Source organism: Variovorax paradoxus, from assembly GCF_030811855.1.
Taxonomy (GTDB): domain Bacteria; phylum Pseudomonadota; class Gammaproteobacteria; order Burkholderiales; family Burkholderiaceae_C; genus Variovorax; species Variovorax paradoxus_L.
Window position 1 is genome coordinate 153,722 of the sequence record NZ_JAUSRN010000014.1, and the last position, 22,381, is coordinate 176,102.

Here is a 22,381-nt window from a genome sequence, read left to right on the forward strand (position 1 = left end):
TCTCGAACCACCGGAGTTCTTTCCATGAAGCAATCTTCTTCCTCCCTGCGATGGGCTTCCGCACTGCTGGGCCTGGCCGCGTTGGCGGCATCGGGCACGGCCCTGGCCGCCAAAGACGTGGTGCTGTCGATCGGCTACCAGCCCGAGACGCTGGACCCGTACAACACCAACACCACCATCACCACCGCGGTGACCAAGACCTTCTATGAAGGCCTGTTCCAGTTCGACAAGGACCTGAAGGTGCAGAACGTGCTCGCGGAGAGCTACGACGTGTCGAAGGACGGCCTGGTCTACACCATCAAGCTGCGCACCGGCGTGAAGTTCCATGACGGCACCGACTTCAATGCAGAAGCCGTCAAGTTCACGCTCGACCGCGTGTTGAACCAGGACAACAGGCTGCTGCGCTACAACCAGTTCAACCGCGTGAGCAAGGTGGAGGCGCTGAACCCCACCACCGTGCGCATCACGCTGAAGGAGCCCTTCGGTCCATTCATCAACTCGCTGGCCCACGCCTCGGCCGCAATGATCTCGCCGACGGCGCTCAAGAAGTGGGGCAACAAGGACATCGCCTTCCACCCCGTGGGCACCGGCCCCTTCGAGTTCGTCGAGTGGAAGCAGACCGAAGCCGTCAAGGCCAAGAAGTTCGACGGCTACTGGAAGAAGGGCTATCCGAAGGTCGACAACGTCTCGTGGAAGCCGGTGCTCGAGAACAACACGCGCGCTGCGATGCTGCAGACGGGCGAAGCCGATTTCGCGTTTCCTATTCCCTACGAACAGGCCGAGCTGCTGAAGAAGAGCGAAAAGCTCGAAGTGGTGGCCACGCCGTCGATCATCACGCGCTTCCTGGCCTTCAACATGCTGCAGAAGCCCTATGACAACCCGAAGGTGCGCGAAGCCATCGGCTACGCCATCAACAAGGAAGCACTGGCCAAGGTCGCCTTTGGCGGATACGCCTTCCCCGCGCAAGGCATCGTGCCGCAGGGCGTGAAGTACGCCGAGAAGATGGCGCCCATTCCCTACGACCTGAAGAAGGCCAAGGAACTGATGAAGGAAGCCGGCTATCCGGACGGCTTCGAGTCGGTGCTGTGGAGCGCCTACAACAACACGACCAGCCAGAAGACCATCCAGTTCGTGCAGCAGCAGCTCGCGCAGATCGGCATCAAGCTGCAGGTGCAGGCGCTCGAAGTGGGCCAGCGCACCGAGCAGGTGGATGCTTGGCCCGATCCGAAGACGGCCAAGGTCCGCATGTACTACACGGGCTGGTCGTCGTCGACCGGTGAAGCCGACTGGGGCCTGCGCCCGCTGTTCGCCTCGGAAGCCTGGGCGCCCAAGCTGAACAACATGTCGTTCTACAAGAGCGAGGTGGTGGACAACGCGCTGGCCAAGGCGCTGGTTACCGTGGACGACAAGGAAAAGGCCGCGCTCTACAAGACTGCGCAGGAAGAAATCCGCAAGGACCTGCCGCGCGTGCCGATGGTCACGGAGCAGAACCTGTCGGCGCATGCCAAGCGCCTGTCGGGTGTGTTCGTGATGCCGGACGGCAACATCAACATCGACGCCATCGCTGTCGACTGACCCCCCCCGAAGCGGCTCACTTCGTGTAGCCGCCTCCCCCTCAAGGGGGCGACACCTGCGGCCCGGCTAAGCCGGTTCCGCGGTGTCTCCCGATTGGCCCCGAGGCCCCGACGAGGGCTGACTGTCTGTATGCCATGCTGAATTACTTTCTCAAACGACTGTTGGGCCTAATCCCGACGCTGCTCATCGTGGCGGTGCTCGTGTTCCTGTTCGTCCACATGCTGCCCGGGGACCCGGCGCGCCTTGCCGCCGGCCAGGAGGCCGACGAGCAGACGGTGGCCATGGTTCGCCACGAGCTGGGCCTGGACAAGCCGCTGCCGCAGCAGTTCGCAAGTTTCTTCACCCACATGCTGCAGGGCGACTTCGGCACCTCGATCCGCACGCGGCGGCCGGTGTCGACGGAGATTGCCGAGCGCTTTTTACCGACGGTGATGCTGACCGTCACCAGCATGGTGTGGGCGGTGATTTTCGGCATGGGCATCGGCATTGTCTCGGCCGTGTTCCGCAACCAATGGCCCGACCGGATCGGCATGACCCTGGCCGTGTCGGGCATCTCCTTTCCGGCATTTGCCCTGGGCATGCTGCTGATGCAGATCTTTTCCGTCCAGCTCGGCTGGCTGCCCACCGTAGGCGCCGCCACCTGGAAGCACTACATCCTGCCCTCGATCACGCTGGGCGCCGCCGTTGCCGCCGTGATGGCGCGGTTCACGCGCGCATCGTTCGTCGAAGTGATCCAGGAAGACTTCGTGCGCACGGCGCGTGCCAAGGGCGTGCGGGAGCGCACCGTCATCATCAAGCACTGCCTGCGCAACGCGCTGATCCCCGTCGTCACGATGATGGGCCTGCAGTTCGGCTTTCTGCTGGGCGGCTCGATTCTGGTCGAGGCGGTCTTCAACTGGCCCGGCCTCGGCCGCCTCTTGGTCGATGCGGTGCAGATGCGCGACTACCCCGTCATCCAGACGCTGGTGCTGCTGTTCTCGCTCGAATTCATCCTGATCAACCTGGTGGTCGATGTGCTGTACGGCTACATCAATCCCACCATCCGCTACAAGTGAGCAAGCAGCCATGACGCAAGCTTCCGGGCTGTCTGCCGCAGCCGAATCCATCGTTCCTCTTTCTCCCGTGGCCGCGGTGCAGGCCGGGGGCAAAGTCCGCACGCCCTGGGGTGAGTGCTGGCGACGCTTCAAGAAGCAGCCCGTGGGCATCGTGGCCGCGCTGTTCGTGCTGCTGCTGGTTTTCGTCGCGGTGTTCGCACCGTGGATCGTGCCCTTCGACGCGGAGAACTTCTTCGACTACGACATGCTGAACAGCGGGCCGACGGCCACGCATTGGTTCGGTGTCGACCCGCTGGGCCGGGACATCTTCAGCCGCATCCTGATGGGTGCGCGCATTTCGCTGATCGCCGGCTTTCTTTCGGTGCTGGTGGGCGGCTTCATTGGCACCAGCTTTGGCCTGCTCGCGGGCTACTACGAAGGCTGGTGGGACCGCATCGTGATGCGCGTGTCGGACGTGCTCTTTGCCTTTCCGGGCATCTTGCTGGCGCTGGGCGTGGTCGCCATCCTGGGCAGCAGCATGACCAACGTGGTAGTGGCGGTGTCGGTGTTCAGCGTGCCGGCCTTCGCGCGCCTGGTGCGCGGCAACACGCTGGTGCTCAAGCAGCAGACCTACATCGAAGCCGAGCGCAGCATCGGCGCGTCGGACTGGACCATCATCGTGCGGCACATCCTGCCGGGCACCATCTCCTCGATCGTGGTGTATTTCTCGATGCGCGTGGGCACCTCGATCATCACGGCCGCGAGCCTCTCGTTCCTCGGCATGGGTGCGCAGGCTCCCACGCCCGAGTGGGGCGCCATGCTCAGCGAAGCCCGGGCCGACATGGTTACTTCGCCCCACGTGGCGCTGTTCCCGAGCCTGGCCATCTTCTTCACGGTGCTGGCCTTCAACCTGCTGGGCGATGCGTTGCGCGACGCGCTCGACCCGAAGATCGACCGCGAGTAGCCTGCACTTCTTTCTTCATTCATGGCATCGAATCCCCCCCGCATCGGGAACCTGCTCCAGGGTCCGCGCAACGCGATCACCGACGTCGAAGGCGTGACTGTGGGGCACCGCACGCTCGATGACGGCCCCGTGCAAACCGGCGTGACGGTGATCCGGCCCCATGCTGGCGACCCGTTCCGCGACAAGGTGCCTGCGGCCGCGATGGTGCTCAACGGCTTCGGCAAGAGCGTGGGCCTGGTGCAAATGGCCGAGCTCGGCGTGCTGGAGACGCCGATCGCCCTGACCAACACCTTTTCGGTGGGCACCGTGGCGACGGCGCAAATCCGCCACTGCATCGCCGCCAACCCCGAGAGCGGCCGGTCGCTGCCCACGGTCAATCCGCTGGTGTTCGAGTGCAACGACGGTTTTCTCAACGACATCCAGCGCCTGACGGTGGGCGAGGCCGACTACCTGCGTGCGCTAGAGAGCGCGGGCAGCGACTTTGCCCAGGGCTCCGTGGGGGCCGGGCGCGGCATGTCGTGCTTCCAGCTCAAGGGCGGCATCGGCAGCGCCTCGCGCCGGGTGTCCGCGCAGGATGGCGTGCACACGGTCGGCACGCTGGTGCTGGCCAACTACGGCCGTCCTTCGCAACTGGCGCTGGCCGGCCAGGCGGTCGGTGAGCAACTGGTGGCCAGGCTGGCCGCGGAAGGCAGCCGGACGTCGAGGGAGCCGGAAAAGGGGTCGATCATCATCGTGGTGGCCACCGACGCGCCGCTCGATGCGCGCCAGCTGCGCCGGCTGGCCCTGCGCGCCGGCGCCGGCCTGGCGCGCACTGGCTCGGTCTTCGGGCATGGCAGCGGCGACATCGTGCTGGCCTTTTCGACCGCCTATACCGTGCCCGATCTCGCCGAACGCTCGATGCCGGCCATCGCGATGGTGCACGAGAGCCTGCTCGACGGGCTGTTCGAAGCCGCGGCCGACAGCACCGAGCAGGCCATTGTTCACGCGCTGTGGCACGCCGCGGCCGTGACCGGGCGCGACGGCAACCACCGGGCGACGCTGGCCGAGCTGCTGCCCTCCTTCGTTCCTTCTTCTCTCGCACCGACACACGCCCTATGAAAGTCCTGATCTCCACCGACATCGAAGGCGTTGCCGGCGTTTACCACTCGGAGCAGGTGCGCTCCGGCAACCCAGAGTTCGAGCGCGCCCGCCTGCTGATGGCAGAGGAGGCCAATGCGGCCATTGCGGGCGCCTTCGACGCCGGCGCCACGCAGGTGCTGGTCAACGACTCGCACGGCGGCTTTCGCAACATGCCGCCCGACGTGCTCGATCCTCGCGCTCGCGCGGTGCAGGGCAAGCCGCGCTACCTGAGCATGGTGGCCGGCGTCGACGAAGGCGTGGACGCGGTCTGCATGGTCGGCTATCACTCGCGCGCGCAGGGACGCGGCATCCTGGCGCACACGATCAACAGCTTTGCCTTTGCAGGCATCTGGCTCGGCGACCAGGAGCTGGGCGAGGCCGGGCTCTATGGCGCACTGGCCGGCGAATACGGCGCGCCGGTGGTCATGGCCAGCGGAGACGACGTGTTCATCGCCGAGAACCGGCCGCTTTTTCCGCATGCGGTGTTTGTCGAGACGAAGCGCGCCACGGGGTTCAACAGCGGCGTGTCTCTGTCGCCCGAGCAGTCGCGCGAAGCGATCCGGGCCGGCGTGGCGGAAGCGCTGGCCGGGCGCGCCAACGCAAGTCCGCTGGTCTTCAAGGGCCCGCAAGTGGTCACGCTTCGCACCCAGTCGCCGGCCATGGCCGATCTGTTCTGCCAGTGGCCGGCCTTCGAGCGCGTCGACGGCGTGACCTTGCGCTTCACTGCGGACACGGTGGAAGCGGCGGTGCGCATGCTGAACTGCTGTTCAGCCATGTCGTCGATGCTGCGCTGAAAGTATTACTCCCTCTCCCTCCGGAAGGGGGCTGGGGTGAGGGCTGGCAGCGGTAAACCTTGAGCAACTGCCCTCTCCCCAGGGAGAGAGTGGACAAACGCGGAACGCCCGCGGGCGTTATCCTTGGTCTTGTGAGAGCACGCTCGCCTTATCCAGAATAAGCATTCAACCGCCCGGAAACCCGCATGGGCGCTGGAGAATAAGCTTATCCGCATAAAGCGCGAACCAAAAAATAGTTTGCTTCCATAAGGCCTGCTTTCAGAATCTCGGCTCTTGCTGGGGCGCCCCGTTGACCGTGCGGCACCGCACTTCTCCAAGAATCACACGATGTACCAATACACAGACTTCGATCGCCAGTTCGTCCATCAACGAGCCGCTCAATTCAGGGACCAGCTCGAGCGCTGGCAAAAAGGCAAGCTCGCAGAAGACGAGTTTCGCCCCTTGCGGCTGCAAAACGGCTGGTACGTGCAGCGCTACGCGCCGATGCTGCGCGTGGCTGTGCCCTACGGCGAGCTGTCGAGCCGCCAGCTGCGCGTGCTGGCCAAGATCGCTCGCGAGTACGACGAGCCCGAAGCCGAGGTGTATCGCAAGGCCATCGAGACGCAGGGCCTGCTCGGCAGCCACAAGCTGCCCACGCACTACGCCCACTTCTCGACGCGCCAGAACGTGCAGTACAACTGGATTCCGCTTTCAAAGTCGGCCGACGTGATGGACCTCTTGGCTTCGGTCGACATGCACGGCATCCAGACCAGCGGCAATTGCATCCGCAACATCACGAGCGACGAGCGCGCCGGCATCGCGGTCGACGAGATTGCCGATCCGCGCCCGTATGCCGAAATCATGCGCCAGTGGAGCACGCTGCACCCTGAGTTCGCCTTTTTGCCGCGCAAGTTCAAGATCGCTATCACCGGCGCCACCGAAGACCGCGCAGCCACCGGTTGGCACGATGTGGGCCTGCACGTGGTGAAGAACGAGGCCGGCGAAATCGGCTTTCGCGTGCAAGTGGGCGGGGGCATGGGCCGCACGCCCATCATCGGCACCGTGCTGCGCGAATTCTTGCCGTGGCAGCAGATCATGAATTACCTCGAAGCGGTGATTCGGGTCTACAACCGCTACGGGCGCCGCGACAACATCTACAAGGCGCGCATCAAAATCTTGGTGAAGGCCGAAGGCCAGCGCTACATCGACGACGTTGAGGCCGAGTACAAGCAAATCATCGAGCACGACGGCGCCCCGCACACCATCACACAGGAAGAGTTCGACCGCGTGGCCGCCTCCTTCGTGCCGCCAACGCTCGCCACCCGCGTGCTGCAAAGCGCCGAGAAAACCGACGCCGAACTGCGCGCGCATGCCGCCGACGACGTCATGTTCGCGCGCTGGCTGGCCCGCAACGTGGCCGCGCACAAGAATCCCGCGCTGCGCGCCGTGACGCTCTCGTTCAAGCGCCTGAAGCAGGCGCCCGGCGATGCCTCGGCCGACCAGCTCGACACGCTGGCCCAACTGGCCGACCGCTTCTCGGCCGGCGAAGCTCGCGTCACGCACGACCAGAACATCGTGCTGCCCTGGGTGCATGCCGAAGACCTGCACGCGCTGTGGCTCGCGGCCCGCGCGGCCGGCTTTGCCAGCGCCAACGTGCACCTGCTGACCGACATGATCGCCTGCCCCGGGGGCGATTTCTGCTCGCTGGCGAACGCACGTTCCATTCCGATTGCCGAAGCGATCACCGAGCGCTACCAGGACCTGGACGAGCTCGACGACCTGGGCGAGATCGATCTGCACATCAGCGGCTGCATCAACTCCTGCGGCCACCACCACAGCGGCCATATCGGCATCCTGGGCGTCGACAAGGACGGCAAGGAGTGGTACCAGGTCACCCTCGGCGGCTCCGACGGTTCCGCGCTCAGCGGCACACCGCAAGCCGGCAAGGCGGTCGGCCCCTCGTTCTCGGCGGCCGAAGTGCCGGGCGTGATCGAGGCGGTGCTCACCACCTACCGCGACACCCGCGAAGGCGGCGAAACCTTCATCGACACCCTGCGCCGCGTCGGCCACGACCCGTTCAAGGCCGCCGCCAACGGTGCGCGCTTCAAGGTGGAGGAAGCAGCATGAGCCGCAAATTGAACATCCTCGCCGCAGAAGAACACGTGGACGACGGCGATCCGAAGGTGCTGCAGCTGCCGAACGATGCCGATCCGCTCGCCATCGAGGTGTGCCTGGAAGACATCGAGCGCATCGACCTGAACTTTCCGAAGTTCACCGATGGCCGCGCCTACAGCCAGGCGTTCTTGCTGCGCCGTCGCCTCGGCTTCAAGGGCGACATCCGCGCCACCGGCGACGTGCTGATCGACCAGCTGGTGCAGATGGAACGCACCGGCTTCTCCAGCGCCGTGCTCAAGGAAGGCGTGGACGCTACCGACGCACAGCGCCAGTTCGACCGCTTCTCCGCCTTCTACCAAGGCGATGCGGTGAAGACCGCGCCGCACTTTGCCGCCGGCGCCTGAGCCCGCTTGGAACCTTAGACATGAGCATCGCCACGGACATCGACTTCGCACGCATCAACACCGAACTCGGCCGCAACGCAGAGGGTCTGGTGGATTGGGCGATCGGCCTCGGCCAGCCTTCGATCATCACCACCAACTTTCGTCCTTTCGAGGCCGTGATCCTGCACATGGTCACGCGCATCAAGCGGGATGTTCCCGTGGTCTGGATGGACAACGGCTACAACACCGAAGCCACCTACCGCTTTGCCGACGAGGTGACGAAGCAGCTGGGCTTGGACCTGCACATCTACCTGCCGCGCCGCTCGCGTGCGCATCGTGAAGCGGTGGAAGGCCCGACCCCGGCGCTCGACGATCCGCGCCATGCCGCCTTCACGGAAGAGGTGAAGCTGGAGCCCTTTGCCCGCGCGCTGCGCGAAACGGCACCGAAGGTCTGGTTCACCGCGCTGCGCGCCACCGACACGGCCGTGCGCGCGCAGATGGACCCGGTCAGCGTCAACCCGGACGGCCTGATCAAGGTTGCGCCGCTCCTGCACTGGTCGTCGAAAGATCTGTACGCCTACTGCGAGGCGCATGGCCTGCCCAACAACTTCGACTACGTGGACCCGACCAAGGGCGAAGACAACCGCGAGTGCGGATTGCATCTTGAGCATTGAACGCCAACGCCGCACTGAATCTTCGTATTCCGCACCCCATCCGATGAACGCCCGTACCGAAACCGAACTGCTGGTGCCGCCCATGCACTCTCCCGCGCACCTGTCCAACACCCACCTCGACGCGCTCGAGGAAGAAACCATTTTCATCCTGCGCGAAGTGGCCGCCGCCTTCGAGCGCCCCACCCTGCTGTTCTCGGGCGGCAAGGATTCGCTGGTGCTCTTGAAGTGCGCCGAAAAGGCGTTTGGCGCGGGCCGCATTCCGTATCCGCTGCTGATGATCGACACGGGCCACAACTTCCCCGAAGTGACGGCCTACCGCGACCAGCGCGCCACGGAACTGGGTGCCGAACTTATCGTGCGCAGCGTCGAGGATTCGATGGCGCGCGGCACCGTGCGCCTCGCGCATCCTGGCGAGTCGCGCAACGCGCACCAGTCGGTCACGCTGCTCGAAGCGATTGAAGAATTCCGCTTCGACGCGCTGATTGGCGGCGCCCGCCGCGACGAAGAAAAGGCGCGTGCCAAGGAACGCATCTTTTCGCACCGCGACAGCTTCGGCCAATGGCAGCCCAAGGACCAGCGCCCCGAGCTGTGGACGCTGTTCAACACGCGCCTGGCTCCGGGCGAACACTTCCGCGTGTTCCCGATCTCGAACTGGACCGAACTCGATGTTTGGCAATACATCGAGCGCGAGCACGTCGGCCTGCCGTCGATCTACTACACGCACAAGCGCGAAGTGGTCGAGCGACGCGGCCTACTGGTCCCGGTGACCGAACTCACCCCGGCGCGCGACGGCGAAACGGTGCAGGTGCGCGACGTGCGCTTTCGCACCGTGGGCGACATCACGACCACCTGCCCGGTCGAAAGCCTGGCGGCCGATGCCGGCGACGTGGTGCTGGAGACGCTGTCGGTGGACGTGAGCGAACGCGGCGCGACACGGATGGATGACATGACCTCCGAAGCGTCGATGGAAAAACGAAAGAAAGACGGTTACTTCTGATGAGCGCGACGACCACTGCAACCCCTGCCAACACCGCCCTCCACGGTGACACCGGCACCGCCCTGCGCTTCATCACCTGCGGCTCGGTGGACGACGGCAAGAGCACGCTGATCGGCCGCCTCCTGGTCGACAGCAAGACCGTGCTGCAAGACCAGCTCGCCGGCGTGCAGCGCGGCGGCGAAACCGATCTGGCGCTGTTGACCGACGGTCTCTCGGCCGAGCGCGAACAGGGCATCACGATCGACGTGGCCTACCGCTACTTCTCGACCGCCAAGCGCAAGTTCATCATCGGCGACGCGCCGGGCCATGAGCAGTACACCCGCAACATGGTCACCGCCGCCTCGGCCGCCGATGCCGCCGTGGTGCTGGTCGATGCCACCAAGCTGGCCTGGGCCGCCGAAGTGGAAGACGGTACCGTCGTCAAGCGCGAGCTGCTGCCGCAGACGCGCCGCCACACGCTGTTGGCCCATCTGTTGCGCGTGCAGTCGATCGTGTTCGCGATCAACAAGCTCGACGCCATCGACGATGCCGCCCTGGCCTTCGAGCGCATCTCGACCGCGCTGAACGCGTTCGCCGAAGCGGCGGGCGTCGAAGTGGCCGGCATCGTGCCCATCTCCGCCCTCAAGGGCTGGAACGTGGCCACGCGCCATGCCGACTGGGTTGGCTATGAAGGCCCGAGCCTGCTCGAGCTGCTCGAAGAGCTGCCGGTCACCGCTCAGGACGAGGCCGTGCCCTTCGCCTTTCCGGTGCAGTGGGTCGAAAAGTTCTCGTCCTCTGCCGACACCTCGCAGGGCCGCCGCGTGTTCTGGGGTCGCGTCGCTTCCGGCCATGTGGAACCCGGCCAGCGCGTGACCGTGCTGCCGAGCAACCAGACCGCCACGGTCGCGCAGGTGCTGAGCCACACGCGCCAGCCGAAGGCGGTGCATGCGGGCCACAGCGCCGGCATCGTGCTCGACCGCGAACTCGACGTGTCGCGGGGCGATTGGCTGCTGGCGCCCGGCGCCTTCGAGCCGGTGCGCGAAATCACCGCCACCGTGGCCTGGCTCGACGACGAGCCGCTGGTCGCGGGCCGCGTGTATTGGGCGCTGCAGGGCCACCGCTGGGTCAAGGCCAAGGTGGCGCGCATCGTCGATCGCGTGAACATCACGACGCTCGAATCGGAGCCCGCAACGCAGCTGGAAGCCAATTCCATCGGCGACGTGGTGCTCGCACTGCAGCAGCCGCTGGCCGTGCTGCCCTTCACGCAATCGCGTGCATTGGGCTCCCTGGTGCTGGTCGATACGGCCTCGCACAAGACCGCTGCTGCCGTGCTCGTGCAGCCTGCCGCCGCAAAGGCCTAAAATCTGGGGTTTTCCCGACCTCACACTGACACGTTAGAAGACCAAATGACCCACGTCGTCTCTGAAGCCTGCATCCGTTGCAAATACACCGACTGCGTGGACGTATGCCCCGTGGATTGCTTCCGCGAAGGCCCCAACATGCTGGTGATCGACCCGGACGAATGCATCGACTGCGCGGTCTGCATCCCCGAGTGCCCGGTCAATGCAATCTACGCCGAGGAAGACCTTCCGGCCAACCAGATCGCCTTCATCAAGCTGAACGCGGAACTCGCGCTGGCCGACGGCTGGAAGAGCATCACCAAGCGCAAGCCGGCCCTCCCCGACGCCGAAGAGTGGAAAGACAAGACCGACAAGATCGGGGAGCTGGTGCGCTGAGCACCTCGGCAGTCCCCATTGAAACCGACGCCCTGATCGTCGGTGCTGGCCCTGTCGGCTTGTTCCAGGCCTTTCAGCTGGGCCTTCTCGAGATCTCCTGCCACATCGTCGATGCCCTGCCCGCCGCGGGTGGCCAGTGCGTGGCGCTCTACGGCGACAAGCCGATCTACGACATTCCCGGCACACCGGTGACCAGCGGACGCGGCCTTGCGCAATCGCTGCTGGAGCAGGTGGCGCCCTTCAAGCCGCAGTTTCATTTCGGCGAGCAGGTGGCCACCCTGGCCCGCCAGGCTGACGAGCGTTTGCTGCTAACGACTTCGGCAGGCACGGCCTTCCTGGCCAAGACCGTGTTCATCGCGGCCGGCGTCGGCGCCTTCGTGCCCAAGCGCATTGCAATCGAAGGCATTGCGCAATTCGAAGGCACTTCGCTTTTCTATCACCCCGAATCGCTGGACCGCTTTGCCGGGCAGACGGTGGTGGTGAATGGGGGCGACGATGTCGCACTCGAAACCGCTGTGGCGCTCACGACCATCGCGAAGCAGGTCACGCTCGTTCACCGCCGCGATGGCTTCCAGGCCGATGAGGCGAATGTCGCCGCAATGCGCGCCCTCGTGGCCACGGGAAAGCTGGCCTTCAAGGTCGGCCAGCCCGCCGCTTTCGACGGCAAGCAACTGCAGATCACCACGCCCGACGCAACGACCATCGACCTGCCACTCGATGCGCTGGTCGCTTGCCTCGGCATTTCCCCGCGCCTAGGCCCCATTGCCGACTGGGGCCTTGAGCTCGAGCGCAAGCAGGTGCCGGTGGACACCGAGAAGTACGAAACCCGCGAGCGCGGCGTTTTCGCGGTGGGAGACATCAACACCTACCCGGGCAAGAAAAAGCTCATCGTCTGCGGCTTCCACGAGGCCACGCTGGCGGCCTGGGGCGCCACAGCCATCGTGTTCCCGGGCAAGGCGGTGCCACTGCAGTACACGACCACCAGCACGCGGCTGCACGAGCTGCTGGGCGTGGCTACTTCGCGCTAGGCAACAGCGTCCGGTACTCAGCCGGCCCAGTGGACCTTGTGCAGCGTGCCGGAGTCGCCCTCCCAATCGCGCGCATCGGGCTCGGTCCAGCGCATACCCTTCACGCTCGCAATCTCCATCGAGGTGCTCTGGAAGGCCCCCTGCGCCGCCGTGCCCTGCACCGTTGCGGCCTGGCCCGCGCCGTCCTTGTAGCGGGTGAGCGTGCCTTTGGTCACACCGCCCACCGAGAAAGACGTCACGTCGCCGCCTTGAATGTCGATCGGCACGCTCTTCGCGGGCAGCCACTTCGTGATCGCTGGCCCGAGCACGGCGCCGAACATGCCGCCCTTCTTGCCTGAAAACACCGCCTCGAGCGCACTGCGCTGCGCATCGCTGGCGCTGCTGTCCAGGTACAAGCGGGCGGTGCCGTTGCCGGCAAAGAAATTGCCGGGCCACCAGGCCGAGACCGCGGCACGGCAGCCACCCACGTCCTGGCCATCGATCGCACCCTTTTCGATGTCGATCAGCAACGCGCCGCCGCACCAACCCTCGTCCGGAACGGTATCCGGGCCGAGCCAGCATGGGCACAGCGCCTTGCAACTGCACATCTCGAGCATCGTCGCATCCATCTGCCAAGTCATCGTCGTCTCCTTCGGCCGCCTGAAACAGCCAACGCCCACGCAACCCAGCCTCACATAAAAGTATAGGCAACGGCGAGTCGAATTTCCAGGCCGCGGGCCTGGCCTCAGCCCAGCACCAGGACCCCCAGGCCCGCCGCGATCATCAACGCGCCGACGACGCGCGCGGCTTGGCGCCCGAAGGGGAGCGCCTTCTCCACCAGCACAGCGGCGGACAGCAGCGCGATCCACAGCAGGTTCATCACACCCGCGACGAAGAGCAGCGCCATCAGCAGCCAGCAGCAGCCGACACAGAAAGCGCCGTGCCGCAGGCCCATCCTCACCGCACCGGTCCACCCGTCGCGCCACTCGGTGAGCAGAAAGCCGAGGGGCAGCCGGCACTTCGACAGGCAGACGTTCTTGATGGGAAGAAATTGGTAGACGCCCGCCGCGATCAACAGCAGCGCGTTCAACGAGGCGCTGGAACTGCGCATCGTGGGTCCGAGCAGTTCGGTCGTGTGCAGCGCCCACTGCGCGGTGGTTGCAACCACGCTGAAGCCGCCCCACACCAGCAGGTAGCCGAGCAGGAAAGCAGCCGTCGCTGCGATCGGCGAAAGCCCCGCAGGCCGCGAGCGGCTTACGTTCAGGTAGGCGAACAGCATTGGCGCCGCACTCGGCACCATCATGCCGACCATCATCACCATCCACATGGCCAAGCCGAGCGCGAACTCCCGCGCGCCCCACTCTCCCATCGGCATCAGCCACATCGCGCGCGCGCTGTGCAGTGGGCTCTCCATCGCTGCCGTCGCTTCGGCCATGATCGCCAGATACAGCCACGCGAGAGCAACGAGCAGCACCAGGCACGCCCCCACCAGCCGGCGATCGCGCCGTGCGCGAGCGAGCTGTGCGTCGGCTAAGGCATTCAACACTGCCGCTCCCGCTGAGTACAGGGAGCAATATTTTAGGCCTGCGCACAGGAGCAGCCTAGTTCCCAGGCTCGCGTGGCGGCTTCAGGCCAGCGGCGGCTAGCGGTTCAATTCGCCGCCAAATTCTGCTGTGCGCCGCAACTTTTCGAGCCGCCCGCGGCATGGGAGCCTAAAATACTGGTTCGCTAGGGGTGCTTGGGCGGCTTGCCGTCCCTGCTGAGAAAGTCCCTTTGAACCTGATTGCACCTCCTTTGTTTACTTAGGAGGTCCGAGGTAATCCTCGCGCAGGGAAGCTGGTCCGGCGGCCTGTCGCGTTGTCTCGCGCGATGGCTCCGCCGCCGGAGCCTCGCCCACCTGCCAAACCTTTTGCACTGGAGCAACTGGATGGCACATGACGACAAACCTTCTTCCGCCAACGAGGCCCTGACGCCGCTGCCCGCGTCGCAGCGCGTGTTCGGCTGGCACGACCACGCATCGCTCTGGTTCAGCCTGGGCGTGGGGCTGCTGGTGATGCAGATCGGCGCCTACCTGGTGCCGGCGGTGGGCACGCGCGACGCGGCCATCGCCATCGTGCTGGGCTCGCTGCTCGGCGCGGGCCTGCTGGCCTGGACTGCGCGGCTGGGCTGCGAAAGCGGCCTGGCAAGCGCCGGGCTGATGCACGCCACCTACGGCAGCGCCTTTGCGCGGCTGCCGGTGCTGCTCAACATCGTGCAGCTGGTGGGCTGGACCACCTTCGAGCTCGTCATCATGCGCGAGGGCACGCAGGCCATCGGCCAGCAGGCGTTCGATTTGACGCTCACCGGACCACTGGGCGACGCCCTCACCACGCTGCTCTGGGGCGCGGTGCTGCTGGCGCTGCTCGCGGGTTCCATGGTCAAGCTGGTGCGGCGTTTCGTCAGCCGCTTCGGCCTGCCGCTGGTGGTGCTGTCGCTGCTGTGGCTCACCTGGCAGTTCGCGACGCGGCTCGAGGCCAAGGGGCTGGACGCCTTCTGGGCGCGGCCGGGAGCCGGCGGCATGGGCATGTTCAGCGCGCTCGACCTGGTGATTGCGATGCCGGTCTCGTGGCTGCCGCTGGTGGCCGACTATGCGCGCCACGGCAAGCGCGGCGCGGGTGGGCAGCGCGGCCTGGGCAGCGCCTTCACCGGCACCTGGATTGGCTACGCGTTGGCGAACGTCTGGTGCTATGCACTCGGCGTGATGGTGGTAAGCGTGGCGGAGCCCGGCACCGGATTGGTCACGGCCCTGCTTCTTGCGCAAGGCGGCCTGGTGGCGCTCGGCCTGATCCTCATCGACGAACTCGACAACGCGTATGGCGACGTGTACTCGGGCGCGGTGTCCACCCACAGCCTGCTGCCGCGCTGGAGCGTACGCCGCTGGGGCCTGCTGCTCGCGGCGCTGTGCACTGCGCTGGCGCTGGTGCTGTCGATGCACACGCTCGAGCCGTTCTTGCTGATGCTGAGTTCGGTGTTCGTGCCACTCTACGGCGTGATCCTGGGGCGGCTGGGCGCGGGCCAGGGCATCGCATCAATCGGCGTGCGCCGGGTCGACCTGGGCGCGGCGCTGATCTGGATTGCCGGCATTGCGGCCTATCACGCCTTGGCCAAGTGGGCGCCCCAGTTCGGCTCGGCGCTGCCGACGCTGGCAGCCACGTTCCTCTTGGCCTGGATCAGCCGGCCCAAGCCCACGTCTACGACGGCAGGCGGTGCGTCGGCACTGGTGCAAAGCCGTGGTTGAGCGGACCATGGCCTACGCCGACTCGCACATCCGCCCCGGCCGCCATGGCGCCGATGACATAGGCACGCGCGCGTTCGACGGCCTGGGGCAACCCGAAGCCCAGCGCCAGGTGCGCCGCAATGGCGGACGACAACGTGCAGCCCGTGCCGTGCAGGTTGCGGCTTGCGATGCGCTGCGAGGCCAGGCGCTTGCGCGTGCCGTCGTTTTGCAGCAGCACGTCGACCACGTCATCGCCAGGCAGGTGGCCGCCCTTGAGCAGCACGGCATTCGCGCCGAGCGCCAGCAGTTCGTCGGCCGCAGCGTCGAGCGCATTGACGCCATCGATGGCATGGCCGATGAGCAAGGCGGCCTCATCGAGATTGGGCGTGACCACCACGGCGCGCGGGAACAGCTCTCGCACCAGCACCTGCACGGTTTCCGAAGCGATCAGCCGGTCGCCGCTAGTCGCGACCATCACCGGGTCGAGCACCACATTGGGCAGCCGGTAGTGATCGATGGCCCAGGCCACCACTTCGACCACCTCGGGTGCATGCAGCATGCCGAGCTTGACCGCATCGACGCCGATGTCCTCGACGACGGCCTGGATCTGCGCCTTGAGAAAAGCCGGCGGCACACCGTGGATGCCCGACACGCCGAGCGTGTTCTGCGCAGTGAGCGCGGTGATGGCAGTCATGCCGTAGCAGCCGAGCGCGGCGAAGGTCTTCAGGTCGGCCTGGATGCCGGCGCCGCCGCCGCTGTCGGAGCCGGCGATCGAGAGCACGCGCGCGTAGCGCAGGGGCGCTTGCGGCGCGTCGGGATGTGCAGCTTGGGTCATGCGGAAAATTATCGGCGAATGGCCCTGCCTTGCTCCCTCCCCTTTCGGGGGAAGGTTGGGGTGGGGGCAAGCGGCGTATCCGTTGGGCGCTCTGGCTGCCCCCATCCCGGACGCCCCCCAGAGGGGGAAGGATCAAAGCCATGAGCCTGCCATTTCAATCGGCCACGATCCTCGGCGCGGGCCTCATGGGCCGCCTGCTCGCGGTCACGCTGGCGCGGGCAGGTTGCAAGGTCGAACTGTTCGAAGCCGGCAGTCCGGAGGCCGAAGGCGCCGCTGCACGCGTGGCGGCTGCCATGCTCGCGCCGCTGGCCGAATCGGCTGTGGCTCCGGTGCCTGTCGTGCGCATGGGGCAGTACGGACTGTCGCGTTGGCCCGAACTGCTTGCGCCCTTGGCACAACCCGTGTTCTTCCAACGCGAAGGAACGCTGGTGCTGTGGCACCGGCAGGACGCCGCCGAAGCCGCGCGGCTCGCGCGTGTACTCGCCCGCACCGGTGCAGAGGTGCCCGAACTCGACGCGATGCAAACGCTCGATGGTGCCGGCGTTGCCGCGCTGGAACCCTCACTGGGCCAGCGCTTCGCACAAGGGTTGTTCCTCCCGTGCGAGGGCCAGCTCGACAACCGCGCGCTCTTGGCTTCCCTGCTCGCCACGCTGCAAGCCAGCCCCGAGGTCACGCTGCATTGGCAGTCGCCACGCGAACCAGGCGATTTTTCTCCGGGCACGCCGGGCCAGCCCGACTGGGTCATCGACTGCCGCGGCCTCGGCGCTCGCCCGCAGTGGAATGCACTGCGCGGCGTGCGCGGCGAAGTCATTCGCGTGCATGCGCCCGAGGTGACGTTGCAGCGGCCCACGCGGCTGGTACACCCGCGCTATCCGCTCTACATCGCGCCCAAGCCTGGCGGCGTGTTCGTGATCGGCGCGACGGAGATCGAGTCGGACGACATGTCGCCGGCCAGCGTGCGCTCCACGCTCGAATTGCTGAGCGCGGCCTATGCGGTGCACAGCGGCTTCGCGGAGGCTCGCATCCTCGAGATCGCAACGCAGTGCCGACCCACGCTGCCCGACAACCTGCCCGCCATTCGCCAGCCGCACCCGCGCGTGCTGCAGATCAACGGCTTGTACCGCCATGGTTTCATGATCGCGCCCGCCGTGCTCGACGCCGCCATGGAACTGCTCGTGCACGGCCGCTCGACGCTTGCGCAGACCCTTGGCCTGGAGACATCCCAAGCATGACGATGAACGTCCTCATCAACGACAAGCCTTTCACGCTGCCGGACGGCGCCACCGTGGTCGACGCGATCACCGCACTGGGTGCTGTGCCGCCGTTCGCGGTGGCCGTGAACCGGGAGTTCGTGCCGCGCTCGGCCCACACGGGACGTGCACTGCAGCCCGAAGACCGCATCGAAGTGATCCGCCCCGTGACCGGCGGCTGAACCAACGACCCACAGAGATGGAGACAACACACACCATGACAACCACATCTTCCGTTCCGGACAACGATCCGCTGGTTCTCTACGGGCAGACCTTCCACAGCCGCCTGCTGCTGGGCACCGCGCGCTACCCCTCGCCGGACTTGCTCGAAGCCGCGGTGAAGCGTGCAAAGCCCGCCATGCTCACTGCTTCGCTGCGGCGGCAGTCCGCGAGCCCGGGCGCAAGCGATAGCGGCAACGGTTTCTGGGAACTGCTGCGCCGGCTCGCCGTGCCCGTGCTGCCCAACACCGCCGGCTGCCACAGCGTGCAGGAAGTGATCGCCACGGCGCAGATGGCGCGCGAGCTCTTCGACACGCCGTGGATCAAGCTCGAACTCATCGGTGACGACTACACGCTGCAGCCCGACACGCTGAACCTCGTCGATGCCGCATCGCAGCTGATTCGCGACGGTTTCCAGGTGCTGCCCTACTGCACCGAAGATTTGGTGCTGTGCCAGCGGCTGGTCGATGTGGGCTGCCAGGCCGTCATGCCCTGGGCCGCGCCCATCGGCACCGGCCGCGGGCCTGTCAATCCCTACGCGCTGCAGTTGCTGCGCGAACGGCTGAGCGTGCCGATGCTGGTCGATGCGGGTCTCGGCCTGCCCTCGCATGCCTGCCAAGTCATGGAGTGGGGCTACGACGGCGTGCTGCTCAACACTGCGGTGGCACTCGCGCAAGACCCGGTGGCGATGGCTGGTGCCTTCGCTGATGCCGTGCAAGCCGGCCGCGCCGCCCATCGCGCCGGCGCCATGGCTGCGCAAGACTCCGCGCAGCCAAGCACGCCGGTGCTCGGCACGCCCTTCTGGCATCACGCAGCATGATCACATCGAACGACCCTCGGGCTGTTGCCCATGCCATCGTCGCAGCCCATGGATTGCGCTTCGGTGCCATCACGGCCGCAGCCATTTCGGCGAGCAATTTTTCTTCGGACGATCCGGTGTACCGCGGCGCGAAGCAGGCCTGCTCGGCGCTCGGCTTCATCGAGATCGATGCCGAATGCCTCGCGCATGCGTGGCAGGCACAGACCGTGCGCGCCGGCGCGTTCGATGCGAACCAATGGCCCGAGGCACCAGCCGATTTCGGCCTGCGCGCGTTTCCGCCCACGGCGCGCGACGGCGCCTTTGCGCCCTGCCCCCAACGGCTCGGCCTCTACGCGGTGCTGCCCGACGCGCAATGGGTCGGCCGCATGGCGCGCACGGGCGTTCCCACAGTGCAGCTGCGCTTCAAGTCGGACGATGCGGCGGCCGTCGAGCGCGAAGTGCACGCGGCTGTCGCTGCCGTTCGCGGCACAGATGCCCTGCTGTTCATCAACGATCACTGGCAGACAGCGATCGCCGCCGGCGCTTACGGCGTTCACCTGGGCCAGGAAGACCTCGATGCGCTCGCGCCCGAGCAGGTCCGGCAGATTCGCGATGCGGGCCTTCGGCTCGGCGTCAGCACCCACGGCTACGCCGAGATGGTGCGCGCCGATGCGGTGAGCCCGAGCTACATCGCGATGGGTGCGGTGTATCCGACCACCCTCAAGAAGATGGCGACGGCCCCGCAGGGCGTGGCGCGACTCGCGGCCTATGCGCGCCTGCTGCGCGGCTATCCGCAAGTGGGCATCGGCGGCATCGATGCGGTGCGACTGCCCGAGGTGCTTGCCACGGGCGTAGGCTCGGTTGCCGTGGTGCGCGCGCTGGTCACTGCAGAAGATCCCGAGGCCACGGCCGCGCAATGGATGGCCGCCATGGGCGCGGCCTCCGCCTGAACAGAACAAGATGAAAAAACAAATCCACGCTCCCTCACGTCCGCTGTCACCCATCTCGCATGCAGTGGCTGCCGCCCTCCTTCTGGCCGCCACCGGGGCGCATGCCCAGCAGCAAACAGAGCTACCCGCCATCACGGTGAACGAAAGCAATGCGGCCCCGCAAGCCGAGGTGAGCGGCTTCGGCGATGTGCCCCTGCGCGAACTGCCGCTGTCGGCCACGGTGATCGGTGGCACGCAGCTTCGCGAGAGCGGCGCACGACGCCTCGCGGACCTCACGCAGTTCGACTCCTCCGTGACCGATGCCTACAACTCAGCTGGGTATTGGGACTACCTCACGGTGCGCGGCTTCGTGCTGGACAACCGCTTCAACTACCGGCGCGAAGGTTTGCCGATCAGCGCCGAAACGTCGATCCCACTCGACAACAAGGAACGCATCGAGATATTGCGCGGCACCAGCGGCATCCAGGCCGGCACCAGTGCGCCGGGCGGACTGGTCAACTACGTCGTCAAGCGGCCGACCGAGCAGGACCTGCGCACGCTGCGCCTGGAAACCACCAGCCGCGGCAGCGTGCTCGGCGCGTTCGATCTCGGCGGGCGCTTCGGCGCGAACCGCGAGTTCGGATATCGGCTCAATGTGGCGAACGAAAACCTCAAGCCACTCACGCATAACCTCGACGGCAACCGCAACCTGTTTTCGCTGGCGGCCGATTGGCGCATCACGCGCGATTCGGTGCTTGAGTTCGAGATCGAACGCAGCCACAAGACGCAGCCAAGCCAGAACGGTTTCAGTCTGCTGGGCAACACGCTGCCCGCGCCTGTCGATCCGAAGATCAACCTCAACAACCAGCCGTGGTCGCAACCCTCGGAGTTCAACGCGCTGACCGGCAGCGTGCGCTTCAGCCAGGCGCTCAATGCCGACTGGCGCTGGAGCGCGCAGATCGGCCAGCAGCGGCTCAAGACCGATGACCGCCTGGCCTATGCATTCGGCTGCGGCGCCGAAGGCAACTACGACCGCTACTGCTCCGATGGCACCTTCGACTTCTACGACTTTCGCAGCGAGAACGAGCGGCGCACCCAAACCGCCGGCAGCCTGAACCTCAAGGGCAACGTGATGACCGGCAGCGTGAAGCACGAGCTGGGCTTCGGCCTGCTCGCGAGCCGCGTGCGCAACCGCTTCCAGGACCAAGCCTACAACTACGTCGGCACCGGCAACGTGTGGGCCACGGCCGTGGTTCCGCCGGACCCCACGCTGACGGACGCCAACACCAACCGCGACGAGCGCTCGACCGAGCTCACGGTGCAGGACGCGATCCGCTGGAACAGCCGCTTCACCACCTGGCTTGGCGTGCGCCATACGCGGCTGGACCGCGACAGCATCCGCACCGACGGCACCCGGCCCACGGGCTACAAGGACGGCATTACCACGCCATGGGTTGCGGCGAGCTATGCCATCCAACCCGGGCTCCTGGCCTATGCAAGCTGGGGCAAGGGCGTCGAATCGCAGGTGGTTCCGAACAAGAGTTCGCAATACACCAACGCCGGCGAGGCGCTGCCCGCACTGACCTCGCGCCAATGGGAAATCGGGCTCAAGGGCGGAAGCGAAACCTTCGGCTGGCAGCTCGCGTATTTCGACATCAAGCGACCCATGACGAACCTCGATGCCTGCAACCGGCTCGGCACCACGCCGTGCGACGCAGGCTACGACGGCAGCGCGGTGCACCGCGGAGTCGAAGCGGGTGCGCAATGGAACTCGGGGCCGTGGCGCCTTGGCGGCAGCGTCACGCTGATCGATGCCAAGCGCCGCGGCAGCATCGCCGAGCCCGCGACCAATGGCCAGTCGCCCACCAACGTGCCCAAGCAGGTGCTGCGCGCGCAGGCCGGCTATCGCGTGGCCTCCGTGCCGGGTCTCGAACTGCTGGGGCAGCTGTCCCACGAAGGCCGGCGCAACGTGCTGCCCGACGGGTCTATCGCCCTGCCCTCATGGACACGTGTCGATGCGGTGCTGCGCTACGACACCAAGATGCGCGCCGTGCAGACCAGCTGGAGCCTGGCCGTCGACAACCTGTTCGACCGCCGCTACTGGAAGGAATCGCCCTACCAGTTCGGCCACGTGTATCTCTTTCCGGGCGCGCCGCGCACGCTGCGCCTCGGGCTGAGCGTGTCGCTCTGAATGCGAGCTCCAAAAAATTTTCAGAAATTTATTGCGGTCACATGGGTGCACTCGAAAGGCCCAAAAAATCACGCTATAATCTGAGGCTTGTTCCTCGATAGCTCAGTCGGTAGAGCGCCGGACTGTTAATCCGTAGGTCCCTGGTTCGAGCCCAGGTCGAGGAGCCAAAATAAGCCGCAAGGCCTCTGGATGCCCCGCTACTCAAAAGGTTGCGGGGCATTTCCTTTTGGGGGGCGCTCAAGCCCCCAATTCGCTTCAGTTCTTCTGCGCCAACTGCTCCAGGATCGCCGGATTCTCCAGCGTGGACGTGTCCTGCGTGATCGCCTCCCCCTTGGCGATGCTGCGCAACAGGCGCCGCATGATCTTGCCGCTGCGCGTCTTGGGCAGGTTGTCCCCGAAGCGGATGTCCTTGGGCTTGGCGATCGGCCCGATCTCCTTGGCCACCCAGGCGCGCAGCTCGTTGGCGATCTGCTTGGCCTCCTCTCCCGTCGGGCGGCTGCGCTTGAGCACCACGAAGGCACACACCGCCTCGCCCGTCACGTCGTC

General features: G+C 66.2%; 22 protein-coding genes and 1 tRNA gene. 19 read left to right on the forward strand and 4 right to left on the reverse strand.

Annotation, left to right across the window (positions count from 1 at the left end):
• Positions 1-24: 24 nt before the first annotated feature.
• From gsiB to J2X92_RS23540, 12 genes are all read left to right on the forward strand, one after another.
• Positions 25-1,575 (forward strand): glutathione ABC transporter substrate-binding protein GsiB, encoded by a 1,551-nt coding sequence (gene gsiB / locus J2X92_RS23485; RefSeq protein WP_307579252.1) that lies wholly within the window; start codon positions 25-27, stop codon positions 1,573-1,575.
• Between the two features lie 134 nt (positions 1,576-1,709).
• Positions 1,710-2,630, forward strand: coding sequence for a glutathione ABC transporter permease GsiC (gene gsiC, locus J2X92_RS23490; protein WP_307579254.1), 921 nt, complete (start codon positions 1,710-1,712; stop codon positions 2,628-2,630).
• 10 nt (positions 2,631-2,640) lie between these two features.
• Complete coding sequence (gene gsiD / locus J2X92_RS23495) at positions 2,641-3,573, forward strand: glutathione ABC transporter permease GsiD (protein WP_307579256.1); 933 nt, start codon at positions 2,641-2,643, stop codon at positions 3,571-3,573.
• Between the two features lie 21 nt (positions 3,574-3,594).
• Positions 3,595-4,671 carry a P1 family peptidase gene (locus J2X92_RS23500; RefSeq protein WP_307579258.1) on the forward strand — a complete coding sequence of 359 codons (1,077 nt, stop codon included), beginning with the start codon at positions 3,595-3,597 and terminating at the stop codon, positions 4,669-4,671.
• A complete protein-coding gene (locus J2X92_RS23505) occupies positions 4,668-5,486 on the forward strand; it encodes a M55 family metallopeptidase (protein WP_307579260.1) in 819 nt (272 codons plus the stop codon). Before J2X92_RS23500 ends, J2X92_RS23505 begins: the two co-directional genes overlap by 4 nt.
• A gap of 327 nt (positions 5,487-5,813) precedes the next feature.
• Positions 5,814-7,592, forward strand: a complete 1,779-nt coding sequence (locus J2X92_RS23510) for a nitrite/sulfite reductase (RefSeq protein ID WP_307579262.1) — start codon at positions 5,814-5,816, stop codon at positions 7,590-7,592.
• Positions 7,589-7,984 (forward strand): DUF934 domain-containing protein, encoded by a 396-nt coding sequence (locus J2X92_RS23515; RefSeq protein WP_307579264.1) that lies wholly within the window; start codon positions 7,589-7,591, stop codon positions 7,982-7,984. The genes J2X92_RS23510 and J2X92_RS23515 overlap by 4 nt, the downstream gene beginning before the upstream one ends.
• 20 nt (positions 7,985-8,004) lie before the next feature.
• Positions 8,005-8,637 (forward strand): phosphoadenosine phosphosulfate reductase domain-containing protein, encoded by a 633-nt coding sequence (locus J2X92_RS23520; RefSeq protein WP_307579265.1) that lies wholly within the window; start codon positions 8,005-8,007, stop codon positions 8,635-8,637.
• 43 nt (positions 8,638-8,680) lie between these two features.
• Positions 8,681-9,634 carry a sulfate adenylyltransferase subunit CysD gene (gene cysD, locus J2X92_RS23525; protein ID WP_307579267.1) on the forward strand — a complete coding sequence of 318 codons (954 nt, stop codon included), beginning with the start codon at positions 8,681-8,683 and terminating at the stop codon, positions 9,632-9,634.
• The gene (locus J2X92_RS23530) at positions 9,634-10,974 is read left to right on the forward strand and encodes a sulfate adenylyltransferase subunit 1 (RefSeq protein ID WP_307579269.1); all 1,341 of its coding nucleotides are present in this window, start codon (positions 9,634-9,636) and stop codon (positions 10,972-10,974) included. Before cysD ends, J2X92_RS23530 begins: the two co-directional genes overlap by 1 nt.
• A gap of 45 nt (positions 10,975-11,019) precedes the next feature.
• Positions 11,020-11,349 carry a ferredoxin FdxA gene (gene fdxA, locus J2X92_RS23535; protein WP_055806301.1) on the forward strand — a complete coding sequence of 110 codons (330 nt, stop codon included), beginning with the start codon at positions 11,020-11,022 and terminating at the stop codon, positions 11,347-11,349.
• Positions 11,307-12,377, forward strand: a complete 1,071-nt coding sequence (locus J2X92_RS23540; protein WP_307579271.1) for an NAD(P)/FAD-dependent oxidoreductase — start codon at positions 11,307-11,309, stop codon at positions 12,375-12,377. Before fdxA ends, J2X92_RS23540 begins: the two co-directional genes overlap by 43 nt.
• Positions 12,378-12,394: 17 nt before the next feature.
• Here J2X92_RS23540 and J2X92_RS23545 read toward each other — a convergent pair whose 3' ends face one another.
• Positions 12,395-12,997: a DUF1326 domain-containing protein gene (locus J2X92_RS23545; protein WP_307579273.1), complete on the reverse strand. Its 603-nt coding sequence runs from the start codon at positions 12,995-12,997 to the stop codon at positions 12,395-12,397.
• Positions 12,998-13,101: 104 nt separating this feature from the next.
• On the reverse strand, positions 13,102-13,902 hold the full coding sequence (locus J2X92_RS23550) for a DUF2182 domain-containing protein (RefSeq protein WP_307579275.1): 801 nt from the start codon (positions 13,900-13,902) through the stop codon (positions 13,102-13,104).
• Positions 13,903-14,283: 381 nt separating this feature from the next.
• Between J2X92_RS23550 and J2X92_RS23555 the strand changes: the two genes are divergently transcribed.
• Positions 14,284-15,633: a purine-cytosine permease family protein gene (locus J2X92_RS23555; RefSeq protein WP_307579277.1), complete on the forward strand. Its 1,350-nt coding sequence runs from the start codon at positions 14,284-14,286 to the stop codon at positions 15,631-15,633.
• Here J2X92_RS23555 and thiD read toward each other — a convergent pair.
• Positions 15,587-16,447, reverse strand: a complete 861-nt coding sequence (thiD, locus tag J2X92_RS23560; protein WP_307579278.1) for a bifunctional hydroxymethylpyrimidine kinase/phosphomethylpyrimidine kinase — start codon at positions 16,445-16,447, stop codon at positions 15,587-15,589. The genes J2X92_RS23555 and thiD overlap by 47 nt on opposite strands.
• 140 nt (positions 16,448-16,587) lie before the next feature.
• Here thiD and J2X92_RS23565 point away from each other — a divergent pair, with 140 nt between their 5' ends.
• The 6 genes from J2X92_RS23565 to J2X92_RS23590 all read left to right on the forward strand — a co-directional run bounded on the left by J2X92_RS23565 (position 16,588) and on the right by J2X92_RS23590 (position 22,002).
• Positions 16,588-17,679 (forward strand): FAD-dependent oxidoreductase, encoded by a 1,092-nt coding sequence (locus tag J2X92_RS23565; RefSeq protein ID WP_307579279.1) that lies wholly within the window; start codon positions 16,588-16,590, stop codon positions 17,677-17,679.
• Positions 17,676-17,879, forward strand: a complete 204-nt coding sequence (gene thiS, locus J2X92_RS23570; protein WP_307579281.1) for a sulfur carrier protein ThiS — start codon at positions 17,676-17,678, stop codon at positions 17,877-17,879. The genes J2X92_RS23565 and thiS overlap by 4 nt, the downstream gene beginning before the upstream one ends.
• 35 nt (positions 17,880-17,914) lie before the next feature.
• On the forward strand, positions 17,915-18,736 hold the full coding sequence (locus J2X92_RS23575; RefSeq protein WP_307579283.1) for a thiazole synthase: 822 nt from the start codon (positions 17,915-17,917) through the stop codon (positions 18,734-18,736).
• A complete protein-coding gene (gene thiE / locus J2X92_RS23580; protein ID WP_307579285.1) occupies positions 18,733-19,665 on the forward strand; it encodes a thiamine phosphate synthase in 933 nt (310 codons plus the stop codon). Before J2X92_RS23575 ends, thiE begins: the two co-directional genes overlap by 4 nt.
• Before the next feature lie 10 nt (positions 19,666-19,675).
• Entirely contained in the window at positions 19,676-21,835 is a 2,160-nt protein-coding gene (locus J2X92_RS23585; protein WP_307579287.1) for a TonB-dependent siderophore receptor, read from the forward strand.
• Between the two features lie 91 nt (positions 21,836-21,926).
• Positions 21,927-22,002, forward strand: a tRNA-Asn gene (locus tag J2X92_RS23590).
• Between the two features lie 88 nt (positions 22,003-22,090).
• Here J2X92_RS23590 and J2X92_RS23595 read toward each other — a convergent pair.
• The coding region (locus J2X92_RS23595) for an AMP-binding enzyme (RefSeq protein ID WP_444875718.1) at positions 22,091-22,381 on the reverse strand (291 nt) is incomplete at its 5' end.